This is a genomic window from Pseudomonas sp. HMSC065H01, from assembly GCF_001815235.1.
GTDB lineage: Bacteria > Pseudomonadota > Gammaproteobacteria > Pseudomonadales > Pseudomonadaceae > Pseudomonas > Pseudomonas aeruginosa.
This window is the reverse complement of sequence record NZ_KV819928.1, coordinates 56481-68721: the sequence shown is the minus strand read 5'-3', so window position 1 is coordinate 68721 and position 12241 is coordinate 56481. Positions and strand designations below refer to the sequence as shown.

Below are 12241 nucleotides of genomic sequence, written 5' to 3'. Positions count from 1 at the left end.
ACCGGTCAGCGAGCGGTGGCCAGGGTCACGGCCTTGTTCAGCAGGGTGCGGCCGGGCAGGCCGCCGATGCTGACCTCGGCCGGGCGGCCGGCGTACTGGGCGTCGAGCGGCTGGTCGGGCTGGATCTGCACGCGGATTTCCGAGGACAGGTCGCCGTCCACCGGCGCGGTGTTGACGATGCGGCCGCTGCGGTTGACGCCGTCGCCGGCGACCTGGAAGTTCACCCGGGTGCCCGGCGCCAGCTCGGCGGCGTTGCGGTAGGGGAAGCGTGCCTCGATGCTGGCCACGCTGTCGCGCGGCGCGAGGGTGAAGATCACCTGGCCCTTGTTGGCGTATTGCCCGTCGGCTACCAGTTGCTGGACCACGCGGCAGTCGCAGGGGCTGGTCAGGGTCCCTTTCATCTGGTGGCCGAAGAGCTTCTCGATGTTGCCCGGGTTGAGCTGCTCCTCGGTCAGGTTGCCCTTGAGCATGTCCAGCAGGTTGGCCGAGAAGGTAGCGATCGGCGCGCCTTTGGCGACTTCCGCGTTGGGCCCGAGAAGGCTCTGCACGGTGCCCTCGCGGGGCATGGTGATCTGCTGGTTGGGGACGCTGACCACGCCGGAATCGGCATGGGTGACGAAGTACAGGTTGTACATCTGGTTGAGGATGAAGGCGAAGGCGCCGACTCCGACGACGAAGATCGCGGTGCTCAGGGTCACCGCCCGGACCCGGCCGAAGAAGCCCATCCCGCCGTTGCCGCCGCCCTGCTTGCGGGCCTTGGTGAAGTTCTCGCGCTGGAGGGTATTGAGCATGTCGCCGACGCCGATCACCTCGCCGGCCAGGTAGGAGGTGATCAGGTAGCGCAGGGCCGCCACCTCGCGCGGCTTGAGGTTCTGGAACTCGCAGCCGACGCGGCGGCTGGCGGGGTCCACCGAGCGCACCTGGAACTCCACTTCGAGGGAAAAGCTGATGCTGTCGACCTGGAACAGCAGCTTGCCCTTGTACAGGTCGCCGGGCTGGATCGGCGCGCCGCTCGCGGTGAAGGCGAAGCCGCCGGCGGAGAGATCCAGCAGGCGTGCGTCGACGCCTTCGCGGTTGGCGCCGATGTAGCGGATGCGCGCCGGCAGCTTGACCCGGGCGAACTGGCGCTGGGCTTCGGATTCGTGCACGACGTTGACGTTGACGGCTGTATTCATGGTGTCGGGTCCTGTTCGGTCCAATCTGGGTCGATTTGCGCGCGGGCCGCGGCCCTGGCGTTGTCCGTAGTCGATTCGGTGGTCATACGATGGTCAGCAGCACGGCGACGAAGATGCTGGCGGCAGAGAAGGTCATGGCCCGCGACGACCAGGCGTTGAACCAGCGCTGGAAGCTGGCCAGGCCGCGCTCCAGCTTGGTCGGCTGGCGGGTCCAGGACTGCCGGTCGAGGCGGAAGAACACGTAGATCTTCACCAGCGCGCCGACGATCTGGTTGTAATAGAGGATCAGCGGATAGGCCGGGCCGATGCGGTGCCCGGAGAGCGAGAGGAGCAGGGTCAGCACCAGGCGGGTGAGGCCGATCCAGAGCAGGTACACCAGCAGGAAGGCGATGCTGTACTTGAGGCTGGCGAGGATCGCCACCACCAGGCCGAGCAGGCTGGTCCACATCGAGACGCGCTGGTCGAACAGCACCAGCATGGTGAACCAGCCCAGGCGCCGCGCGCCGAGCTTGAGCGCGCGCGAGTTCTGCCGCAGGTTGTTGCCGTACCAGCGGTACATCAGCTTGCGACTGGCCTTGATGAAGCTCTTCTCCGGCGGGTGCTCGACCGTGTTGATCGCCGCGTCGGGCACGTAGAAGGTGTCGTAGCCCAGGCGCATCAGGCTGAACCAGCTGGACTTGTCGTCGCCGGTGAGGAACTTGAAGCGACCCAGGCGCCAGTGCTCCAGGTGGTCGTTCTCGACGTCGGTGATGAACTCGGGGTTGGTCACCACCCGGGCGCGGAACACCGACATCCGTCCGGTCATGGTCAGCACGCGCTTGGACAGGGCCATCGAGCACATGTTGATGTGGCGCTGGGCGAAGCGCAGCTTGTGCCACTCGCTCATCACGTAGCCGCCCTGCACTTCGCAGAATTCATTGGTGGTGAGGCCGCCGACGTTGGGGAAGAGCTTGAACCAGGGCACGGTCTTCTTCACCACGCCGTGGTCGAGCACGGTGTCGCCGTCGATCACCGCGACCACCGCGTCGTCGTCCGGCAGGTGCCGGGAAATCGCGCGGAAGCCATAGGCCAGGCCGTCGCGCTTGCCGGTGCCGGGAATCCGCACGAAGTCGAGGCTGACCCGGTCCGGCGGGTTCATCTTCTCCCACAGAGAACGGACCAGGACCTCGTCGGACATCTCGACGATGGAGCAGACCACGGTGGTCGGGTAGCCGCTGTCGATGGCTTCGCGGATCACCGAGCGATAGACCATGGCAGTGGTCAGGGCGTCGATGCGGAAACTGGTGACCATCAGGAACACGTGCGACGGGTCGGCCGCGCTGCCCAACTGGCGCACGCGCCGGCGGTAGTACGGGTAGACCACGTGGAGGAACAGCATGCCGCGCAGGAAGTGCACGCCGCCCATGGAGTAGCGCCAGATGCCGACGGCGCCGATAAGCAGGATGAAATCCTTGGAGTCGGCGTCGAACACGGTCTTCGGCACTGCCAGCGCGAGCACCATCAGCAGGCTGAGGAACACCAGCCAGCCGGTGGCTTCGGCGAGGCCACGTTTGTAAGTTTCCATCATCAGTTCCATCGGGCTGGGGACCTTGGCCTCGACGCCGGCGTGCGCTTGTTGTTGTTATGGCGCACGCCGCGGAGACGGCCTTCGGTCCGAGGGCGATAAAGAGGTTCTTTACCGGCTCACGGGGCCAGGGGGCGGCCCGCTACCAGCAGATGCCCTCGGCCTGGGCAGTGGTGGTGTGCGGCATGAAGCCCACCAGGTCGACCAGCTTCTTGCCGCTCGGGGTCTTGTTCACCAGGTCGACGAACAGCTCGTCGCCATTGCCCAGCACCAGCACATCGGAACTCGCCACCACTTCGTCGAGGTCGGAGACCAGCAGTGAGGAGACGTGCGGGATCTTCGACTCGATGTATTCCTTGTTGGCCCCGTGGACACGCGCGTATTCGACGTTGCGGTCGAAGATGCGCAACTCGTAGCCCTTGCCGATGAGCATCTCGGCCAGCTCCACCAGCGGGCTTTCGCGCAAATCGTCGGTGCCGGCCTTGAACGACAGGCCGAGCAGGCCGACCTTGCGGGTGTCGTGGCTGGTGATGAGATCGAAGGCCTTCTGCACCTGGTTGGAGTTGCTGCGCATCAACGAACCGAGCATCGGGTGCTCGACGTCCAGCTGGCTGGCGCGATAGGTGAGGGCGCGTACATCCTTGGGCAGGCAGGAGCCGCCGAAGGCGAAGCCGGGACGCATGTAGTAGCGCGACAGGTTGAGCTTGTGGTCCTGGCAGATCACGTCCATCACCTCGCGGCCGTCGACGCCGACCGCCTTGGCGATGTTGCCGATCTCGTTGGCGAAGGTGACCTTGGCGGCGTGCCAGACGTTGCAGGTGTACTTGATCATCTCGGCGACCTCGACGGTCTTGCGGATGATCGGCGCGTCCAGCTCGCGGTAGATTTCCTCGAGAAGGTCGCCGGTCTGCTTGTCCAGTTCGCCGATCACGGTCATCGGCGGGAAGTCGTAGTCCTTGATCGCGGTGCTCTCGCGGAGGAATTCGGGGTTGGTGCCGACGCCGAAGTCGACCCCGGCCTTCTTGCCCGAGCAGTCCTCGATCAGCGGGATCACCACGTTGTTGACGGTGCCCGGCAGTACGGTGCTGCGCACCACCACGGTGTGGCGTTCGGACTTCTCGCGGATGGCGAAGCCGATCTCGCGGCAGACGGTCTCGATGTAGCCCAGGTCCAGGTCGCCGTTCTTCTTGCTCGGCGTGCCGACGCAGATGAACGATACGTCGGAGTCCAGCACGGCCTTCTTGAAGTCGGTGGTGCCCGACAGCCGTCCGGTCTGCCGGCCTTGCTGCAACAACGCTTCCAGGCCCGGTTCGACGATGGGCGACTTGCCCTGGTTGATCAGGTCGATCTTGGTGCTGGAGACATCCACACCAATGACTTCATGACCGCGTGCCGACAGGCAGCCAGCACATACTGCACCGACATAGCCCAAACCAAAGATGCTGATTCGCATCGCATTCACCTCGATTGTTTGTCGCGCCGTTAATGAGGTGGCCGTATGGCCACTTCCCTATCTGGCGAGCCGTTACTACGAGCCCCGATCCAGAGCCCTTGATCCGCCTTCAGGCAGTTTCGAATAGAGTGCTTAGTTGTTTGGCACTCTAATAGGGCAAGTTATAAGTTCATGCCCTTTAATGTTTCAGGTGGGTTTCAATAACGGTGCATAACCCGACCTTGGATGCTTCGTTTTAGTTCGGTCCATAGAATTCAAGTTTCTAAAGGCCTTTAATTTCAATAGGTTGAGTTTGTTCCTCGGAGCGGAGTCCGATTATTCGAGACGGTTTCAAGTTGCTCTGCCCATAACTATCGATAGGCATCGCGGTGATAGGATGTTTTCTCTGCGAGGGAAGTTCCGGCCGTTTGTCCCGCTCGCGAAATATTTGGAAATATCCGTTTGATATCACTTGATACCAACTTGATGGCCTTTCCGTTAAATGCCTGCCAATGGCCACTAGTTGCAGAATGCATGGCGGCTGAAAGTTCCGCGTCACCGGAATGAAACAGAAGCCGCTTTTACCGCCTTAAGCAAACCTTAAGGATTCCTTAATCTTCGACCCATGCACTTTGCAATCGTAATTTGCATGTAATGGCGGGAGGCTGGTAATGGCCAATGGATTACGCCGGAGATGGCATTTCCGCCTTGAATTGGGGAAAAGTCTGTGGGCTGGGCGTGAAAAAATGTGATGCAGTTCCGCATGACTTGCAGACGAACGGTTGAGTAGGCCTATTCGCCACAAGGGCTTTTCCGGGGAGAAAGGCGACGCAGCAGGGGTGTCGGAGGGACGAACGGTAGCGCCAGGAGGCGTCGGCGTGCCGAAAGAGGAGCGGCCCGCCAGGACGGCGGGCCGGGGAGATCAGTCTTGCGGGGCGTCCCTGAGGAATACCAGCTGATCCGGGCCGGATTGCTCGGCGCTGAAGTAATAGCCGTGGGCATTGAAGTCCTTCAGCCCGGCCGGGTCGCGCAGGCGCTCGCGGATCACGTAGCGAGCCATCATGCCGCGAGCCTTCTTGGCGTAGAAGCTGATGATCTTGTACTGGCCGTTCTTCAGGTCCTTGAACTCGGTGTCGATGACCCGCGCTTGCAGCGCCTTGCGCTTCACCGCGCCGAAGTACTCGTTGGAGGCCAGGTTGAGCAGCACGTCGTCGCCCTGGGCGGCCAGCGCTTCGTTCAGCCACTGGCTGATACGCTCGCCCCAGAAGGCGTAGAGATCCTTGCCACGGGCGTTGGCCAGGCGGGTGCCCATTTCCAGTCGATAGGGCTGCATGAGGTCGAGCGGGCGCAGCACGCCGTAGAGACCGGAGAGCATGCGCAGGTGATCCTGGGCGAAGGCGAAATCGTCCTCGCCGAAGTCTTCCGCGTTGAGGCCGGTGTAGACATCGCCCTTGAAGGCGAGCAACGCCTGCTTGGCGTTCTCCGGGGTGAACTCCGGATGCCAGCTGGCGTAGCGAGCGGCATTCAGGCCGGCGAGCTTGTCGGAAAGCTTCATCAGTTCGCTGATCTGCAGTGGCGTGAGCTGGCGCAGTTGCTGGATCAGTTCCTGGGCGTGGTCCAGGTATTGCGGCTGGGTGAAGCGGTGGGTGACCGGCGGGGTCTCGTAGTCCAGGGTCTTGGCGGGGGAAATCACCATCAGCATCGTTCAGGCTCCTCGAATCGTCGGGCGATTGTAGGGGCTGGAGACGTCCGGCTCCACCTATGCGGTCGATAGGGAAAGGCGCCGCCGACCGAACGGCGCCGAGGTATCAGGCCTGGACGGGAGCGAGGTGCGCGGCGACGCTGCCCCGGGCGGCGAACACCACCAGGTGGTCGGCGGCGACGCGGATACCGACGTCATCGCCCGGCTGGTGGTCGGCATGGCTGGGGAAGATCGATTCCAGCTGGGTACCGGTGGGCAATTGCAGGCGGTACAGGGTGGCGGCGCCGAGGAAGGTCTTGCCGACGATCCGCGCCTTCAGCTCGCCCTGCGGCGCGTGCACCAGGTCGTCCGGGCGCAGCAGGACGTCTACCGCGCTGCCGGAAGGCAGGCTGTAGGCGCGATTGCCGCGGATCACGCCGAGTTCGGTCTGCACCGTATCGGGGCTGAGCAACTGGCCGCGAATGAAGTAGCCCTGGCCGACGAAGCTGGCGACGAAGGGCGTCAGCGGCTCGTGGTAGAGGTTGTAGGGGGTGTCCCACTGTTCCAGGTGACCTTCCTTGAACACGCCGATGTGGTCGCAGACGGCGAAGGCTTCTTCCTGGTCGTGGGTCACCAGGATCGCGCTGGTGCCGCGTGCCTTGAGGATCTCGCGAACCTCCTGGCTGAGGCTGCGGCGCAGTTCCACGTCGAGGTTGGAGAAGGGTTCGTCGAGCAGCAGCAACAGCGGTTCGGGCGCCAGCGCGCGGGCCAGGGCCACCCGTTGTTGCTGGCCGCCGGAGAGTTCGTGGGGGTGGCGCGCGGCGAGGTGGTCGAGCTTGACCAGCTCCAGAAGCTCGCGCACCAGGCGCTCGCGTTGTGGATGCTTGCGGATGCCGAAGCCGACATTGTCGGCCACGCTGAGATGGGGGAACAGCGCGTAGTCCTGGAACACCATGCCGATCCGGCGTTTCTCCGGCGCCAGGGTGAAGCCGGGACGTGAGATGACTTCGCCGCCCAGCTCGATCTGCCCGGCCAGCACCGGTTCGAAGCCGGCGATGGCGCGCAGGGTGGTGGTCTTGCCGCATCCCGAAGGACCCAGCAGGCAGCCGATGTCTCCGGCATTGAGGTGCAGGTCGAGGTCCTGCACCACTTTCTGCGAGGCGTAGCCGCAGGCGAGATCTTTCAGGTTCAGCAGCAGGTCGTGGCTCATGGGCTCAGGCGTAATGGGCGTGTTCGATCAGCAATTCGAGGAGGGCCTTCTGCGCGTGCAGACGGTTCTCTGCCTGGTCCCAGGCTACCGAGCGCGGGTCGTCCAGCAACTCTTCGCTGATTTCCTCGCCGCGGTGGGCCGGCAGGCAGTGCATGAATAGTACATCGTCGGCGGCCCCATCGAGCAACGCGGCGTTCACCTGGTAGGGACGGAACAGGGCGATGCGCGCGGCGGCTTCGTCTTCCTGGCCCATCGAGGCCCACACGTCGGTGCTCACCAGGTGCGCGCCGGCCACCGCCTCGCGCGGGTCGCGGACGACGCGCAGGCGGTCGCCGGCAAGGGCGACGAACTCGGCCTTCGGCTCGTAGCCCTCGGGGCAGGCCACGCGCAGCTGGAAGTCGAACTTCAGCGCCGCTTCTATATAGCTGTTGCACATGTTGTTGCCGTCGCCGATCCAGGCCACGGTCTTGCCCTGGATGCTGCCGCGGTGCTCGTGGAAGGTCTGCATGTCGGCGAGCAACTGGCAGGGGTGCAGGTCGTCGGACAGGCCGTTGATCACCGGCACCTTCGAGTGCGCGGCGAATTCCGTCAGGGTGGCGTGGGCGAAGGTGCGGATCATCACGCCGTCGAGCATCCGCGACATGACCCGGGCGCTGTCGCCGATCGGCTCGCCGCGGCCGAGCTGGGTGTCGCGCGGGGAGAGGAAGATCGCCTGGCCGCCGAGCTGGATCATCCCGGCTTCGAAGGACAGGCGGGTACGGGTCGAAGCCTTCTCGAAGACCATGCCCAGGACCCGGCTCTTCAGCGGCTCGTAGAGCACGCCTCGGTTGCGCAGGTCCTTCAGCTCGCTGCCGCGGCGGATCAGACCGATCAGCTCTTCGGGGCTGTAATCCATAAACGAGAGAAAGTGCCGTACGCTCATCGCTGACTACCTTTTATTTTTACTGCTGGCCGAGGCACTGGCCGGCTTTCGCGAGAGAAAACGGGACTGGACCTGCGGCGGGACCGCAACGTGCGGGAAAATAGGGGAAGGCGCGATCTTATAAGGAAATGTCGCGGAAACACAAGGAGGGGCTTGGAAGGCGCGGGTTACGGGGTTTTTCCCGGGTCTTCGCCGTTGTCCCGCCGCCAAAGTCCCGCCTCGTCGATCTATCGGTTGGGCGGGGCGACGCTTTATGCTGTGCGCGCCCGAATGCCTTCATGGAGGAGGCGGGTTTCGGACCAGGGAGGTCGAACATGCACACGGGAGAAACACTCGCCGCCGCGCCGCCGGCACGGCCATTGCGCCAATCGCGGCTGGGCGGCCTGTCGCTGTTCCTCGCCCTGGCCGGGGTCGCCATCGCGCTGGCGGTGATGGCGCTGGCGCTCGGCGAGCGGATCGACCTCAGCGACGAGAACCATCTGCTCGGCCTGTTCGCCGCCTTGCTGGCGGTCTTCGCGGTATCGACCTGCGGCCTGGTGCTGGGCCTGGCCGGCCTGCTCAGGCGCAGCCGCAAGCGTCACCTGGCCCTGGCCGGCATCGTCCTCAACCTGTCGTGCCTGCTCTGGGGCTGGCATGCGCTGAGCACGGCGGCGGCCGCGATCCTGATGGTCCTGGGGCAAACCGGGTTGTCGTTCCTCAGCGCCCTGGCGGTGCTGTTCGGCATGATCTTCTTCCGCCAGGCCTGACCCGTTCCGCGACTGTGCGCAGGCAGCCTGGGCGCCCGCGGTTCGGCCGCTCGTTCATCGGATTGCCGGATTGCAGCCATTCGTCGCGGATTTGCAGGGGGAGGGGCTCAGCCGGGGAAGGAGGGTGCGAGAGGAGCAAAAGGTGAGCCCCGGAGGTGCGGATCTCCGGGGCTCGTGCGGCACGGTGGTGCGGGCACCGGGTCGCGATCAGCGCTGGAAGGGATAGTACAGCGCTGGATGGACAGTATAGCGCTATGCATTTCGCATGAATCCTTTAGTTAGGTCTTTTTCTCATATTTGCAGCGGTTTCGTGACCGAGGGCAATGAAGTGGCTTTTTCCCCTTGCCGCCCGCCGGAACCCATCCAACGGCTGGCATGCCCTCGTAACCGAAGTCAGAAACGCCAGTCGACGGCCAGTCCGACGCCATGGTCCTTCTCGCGGCTGCCCAGCAGGCCGTTGTAGCCCAGCCGCACGCTCACTTCGCGATTCACCGCGAGGCTGGCGTCGACGCCGAGCAGCGCGGCGTCGCGGGACAGGGCCACGCTTTCCACGCTGAATGGCTGGCTGCCGCTGGCGAACGCCAGGTGCCGTTGCGGGGTGGTGTCGCTCAGGTTGTGGCGCCAGCCGAGGGTGCCGGAGAGCGCCAGGCGGCGTCCGGCATCCAGCTCGAAATGCCGTTTCGCGCGCAGGCCCAGGGTGGTGAAGGCGGCGTCCAGGTTGTCGTCGCCACCCTCCAGGGCCGCGGCGCTACCGCGTTCGCGGAAGTCATCGCTGGCGACGTGCACGTAGGCCAGCCCGGCGAAGGGTTCCAGCTCCAGGCTGCGCCAACCCAGCGCGTAGGCGGCCTCGGCGAACAACTGGCTGCTCTGTGCGTCGAGCTTGGCCTTCTGCTTGCCGGCCACGGCGCCGTATTGCAGGTCGCGCTTGACCTCGGCGCGGTGCCAGGCGTGCGCTGCGCCGAGGCTCAGGCGCCATTGCTGCAATTGCCGGCCGAGGTAGGCGCCGAGGTGGTAGCTGTCGATGCTGGCGGAGGATTGCAGGCTGCTGTCCATGTTCAGCGAGCTGTTGCTGTAGCCGGCCACCAGGCCGAGGCGCGTGTCGCTGGCGACCTGGCTGTCGACGCCGAGCAGGAAGCCGCCGACCGAATGCCGGTAGCCTTCGCTACCGTGGCTGCCATCGGCGCTCTTGCCCCAGGAGCCGAGCGCCTTGAACCAGCCTTCGGGAGCCTCCCCGCCGGCCTCGCCGTCGCTGGTCTGGCGCAGGCGTTCGCCGACGCTGTCGCGCAGATAGCGGCTGTCGTTGAGCAACAGGCCGGCGAGCGCCGGGTAGATTTCCCCGGACAATTGCTGGAAGGCCCGTTGGGCGGTTGCGGCGTTTTCCGACAGGAGCAGGCTTTCGTAGACCGGGTTGCCGGCGCCGAGCGTTTCCACGGCCCCAGCGACCGCCGCCTGGTTGGGCGTCTGCGCGACGCTGGCGAGGGCCGTGCCGTTGCGTCCGATATCCAGGCGGATGGCGTTGGCCGCGTAGTCCAGGGTGCCGCCGAGGAACAGGTAGTTCGGCAATACCGCGTCGAAGCGCCCGTCGATGCCGCCGGCGGCGTCGAGGATGTCGTAGCGGCGGCCGACCAGGCTCTCGACCTGGGACTGGCTGAGCAGGTCGGGGCTGTTTTCCATGGCCAGGGTGACGTTGCCGCCCGCGATGCTCGCCTTGCCGCTGGCGACGATCCGGTCGCTGGCGCTTTCCGAAAGCTCCACCGCGTAGGTCGAGCCGGATTCGAAGCGCAGGTCCCCGGCGACCTCCAGGGTGCCGATGGAGTTGCCCGCGGCCACCGTGCCGCCGGAGCGCGCCAGCAGGCCGCCGATCCTGCCGCTGCCGCCGAGGGTGCCGCCGGCATTGACTTCGACGGCGGACAGCAGCGAACCGTCGACGCTGAGCAGCCCGCCATCGACCAGGGTCGGCCCGCGATAGGTGCTGTCGCCGCTCAGGACCAGGCTGCCGGCACCGGCCTTGACCAGGCTGCCCTGGTACTGGCGCTGGGCGGCGGCCTGGTCGCGGGCCATGCCGATGGCATAGTCGGTGCGTTCCTGCTGGCTGGCACCGGCCGGCAAGCCGTTTTCCCAGCCCTTGTCCTTCAGCGTCCGCTGCCAGGCCGCGTGCTCGGCGGCGTCCTCGGCCTGGCGCTGGAGCAGGGCGCTATCGGAAATCGGGTTGCTCCATTCGTCGCGCAGGCCGGCCGGGAGGTTGGCCTCGAAGCGGCCGAGCAATTGTCCAGGCCCATGCATCGCCCGACCGAGATCCGGCACGCCCCAGCCGACGGTGTCGGTGGGGGCGCCGGTCGGCGTGCCGTCGAGCTGGGTGGCGGTGGTCAGCAGAACCTGCAGCGCCTGCTCGTTGTTCAGGTACGGATAGCGCTGCATGACCAGGGCCAGCGCGCCGGTGGCGTGGGGCGCGGCCATCGAGGTACCGGACTTGTTGGCGTAGCCGCCGCCGGGCATGGTGCTGTTGATCAGGCGGCCGGGCGTGGTGATGCACCAGTACTTGGCGATGCCGCAGCGGTTGTAGCGCTGGCCGTTCTGCTGGTCGAGGCCGGACACGGCCAGCCAGTGGCCTTCCAGGTCCGGCTGGAAGTAGGGCAGGGCGGAGCGCACGCTGGCGTTGGCGTAGCCGCTGTTGCCGGCGCTGAAGACGTTGATCACGCCCTGGCGGGAGACGCCGGCGGCGGCGTCCAGCCAGGTGGAGCGCCCGTAGTGCTGGGCATAGGCGGCGTGCAGGCCGTCGAGGGTCTCGTAGCTGACGTCCTTGGGCTGGCTGCCCCAACTGTTGTTGATCGCCCGCACCCCGGCGTCGGCCAGCGCCTGGTAGGCGGCCTTGAAATAGTTCGGGTCGGGCGTCGGGCCGAACAGGAAGCTGTCGTTCTGGTTGGTGTTGGCGACATATACCTGTGCCGCGTAGGCCACCCCGTGCATGCCGACGCCGTCGCGCGAGGCGCCGAGGGTGCCGCCGACGTGGGTACCGTGGGAGTCGTTGTTGCCGTTCATCGCGCCGCTGACGCTGAACGGCGTGCCGTCGACATAGGTGCCGCTGGCCGTCACCGGCTGGTAGCGCGAGGCGGGAGTATCCGGATGGCTCGGGTCGAAACCGGAGTCCATCTCGCCGATCTTCACGCCCTGGCCGTCGATGCCGGCGGCATAGGCCTGGTCGGCCCGCATCCGTTCCAGGCCCCAGTCCTGCTGGTATTCGGCGGAGCGCCAACTGGCCGGATCGCCGGGCCGACCGGCTTCGACATAGGCGGCCGTGGCCGGCTGTGCGATCCAGGCGCTCAGCAGCAGGGCGGCTGACAACGAGGTGGGGCGAGGGCGGAAGGAGTGGTCGTCGGTCATGCGGTCTCCACGCTTTATTGGTCTTGTCGGACAGGGGTGGACTCGAAGAGACAAGGTTTAGCACCGGCTTTCGCCGCGCCGGAATTCCCAGGTGGATAGTTGACAGCCGGACAAACGGCACGCCTCCCCT

The 12241-nt window shown here is 65.6% G+C and carries 8 protein-coding genes; 1 reads left to right on the top strand and 7 read right to left on the bottom strand.

What is annotated here, in order from left to right; all coding sequences use genetic code 11:
- Nucleotides 1–5: 5 nt before the first annotated feature.
- From alg44 to argF, 6 genes are all read right to left on the bottom strand, one after another.
- The gene (gene alg44 / locus HMPREF3014_RS26905; protein WP_003092101.1) at nt 6–1175 is read right to left on the bottom strand and encodes an alginate biosynthesis protein Alg44; all 1170 of its coding nucleotides are present in this window, start codon (nt 1173–1175) and stop codon (nt 6–8) included.
- An 82-nt stretch (nt 1176–1257) separates the two neighbouring features.
- Nucleotides 1258–2742, bottom strand: a complete 1485-nt coding sequence (gene alg8, locus HMPREF3014_RS26900) for a mannuronan synthase (RefSeq protein WP_003119545.1) — start codon at nt 2740–2742, stop codon at nt 1258–1260.
- A gap of 139 nt (nt 2743–2881) precedes the next feature.
- Entirely contained in the window at nt 2882–4192 is a 1311-nt protein-coding gene (gene algD, locus HMPREF3014_RS26895; RefSeq protein ID WP_003110461.1) for a GDP-mannose 6-dehydrogenase, read from the bottom strand.
- A gap of 901 nt (nt 4193–5093) precedes the next feature.
- Nucleotides 5094–5873, bottom strand: a complete 780-nt coding sequence (gene yaaA, locus HMPREF3014_RS26890) for a peroxide stress protein YaaA (protein ID WP_003092094.1) — start codon at nt 5871–5873, stop codon at nt 5094–5096.
- Nucleotides 5874–5979: 106 nt separating this feature from the next.
- A complete protein-coding gene (locus HMPREF3014_RS26885; RefSeq protein ID WP_003092092.1) occupies nt 5980–7062 on the bottom strand; it encodes an ABC transporter ATP-binding protein in 1083 nt (360 codons plus the stop codon).
- A gap of 4 nt (nt 7063–7066) precedes the next feature.
- Nucleotides 7067–7984: an ornithine carbamoyltransferase gene (argF, locus tag HMPREF3014_RS26880; RefSeq protein ID WP_003092090.1), complete on the bottom strand. Its 918-nt coding sequence runs from the start codon at nt 7982–7984 to the stop codon at nt 7067–7069.
- Nucleotides 7985–8298: 314 nt separating this feature from the next.
- Between argF and HMPREF3014_RS26875 the strand changes: the two genes are divergently transcribed.
- Complete coding sequence (locus HMPREF3014_RS26875) at nt 8299–8730, top strand: hypothetical protein (RefSeq protein ID WP_003104261.1); 432 nt, start codon at nt 8299–8301, stop codon at nt 8728–8730.
- Between the two features lie 393 nt (nt 8731–9123).
- Here the strand turns inward: HMPREF3014_RS26875 and HMPREF3014_RS26870 are convergent, their stop codons facing one another.
- Nucleotides 9124–12111 carry an autotransporter serine peptidase EprS gene (locus tag HMPREF3014_RS26870; RefSeq protein ID WP_023087110.1) on the bottom strand — a complete coding sequence of 996 codons (2988 nt, stop codon included), beginning with the start codon at nt 12109–12111 and terminating at the stop codon, nt 9124–9126.
- Between the last annotated feature and the right edge of the window lie 130 nt (nt 12112–12241).

Excerpts from the sequence above, each read along its gene's own strand:
- alg44 (WP_003092101.1), bottom strand. The coding sequence starts at position 1,175 with ATGAATACAGCCGTCAACGTCAACGTCGTGCACGAATCCGAAGCCCAG.
- alg8 (WP_003119545.1), bottom strand. The coding sequence starts at position 2,742 with ATGATGGAAACTTACAAACGTGGCCTCGCCGAAGCCACCGGCTGGCTG.
- algD (WP_003110461.1), bottom strand. The coding sequence starts at position 4,192 with ATGCGAATCAGCATCTTTGGTTTGGGCTATGTCGGTGCAGTATGTGCT.
- yaaA (WP_003092094.1), bottom strand. The coding sequence starts at position 5,873 with ATGCTGATGGTGATTTCCCCCGCCAAGACCCTGGACTACGAGACCCCG.
- HMPREF3014_RS26885 (WP_003092092.1), bottom strand. The coding sequence starts at position 7,062 with ATGAGCCACGACCTGCTGCTGAACCTGAAAGATCTCGCCTGCGGCTAC.
- argF (WP_003092090.1), bottom strand. The coding sequence starts at position 7,984 with ATGAGCGTACGGCACTTTCTCTCGTTTATGGATTACAGCCCCGAAGAG.
- HMPREF3014_RS26875 (WP_003104261.1), top strand. The coding sequence starts at position 8,299 with ATGCACACGGGAGAAACACTCGCCGCCGCGCCGCCGGCACGGCCATTG.
- HMPREF3014_RS26870 (WP_023087110.1), bottom strand. The coding sequence starts at position 12,111 with ATGACCGACGACCACTCCTTCCGCCCTCGCCCCACCTCGTTGTCAGCC.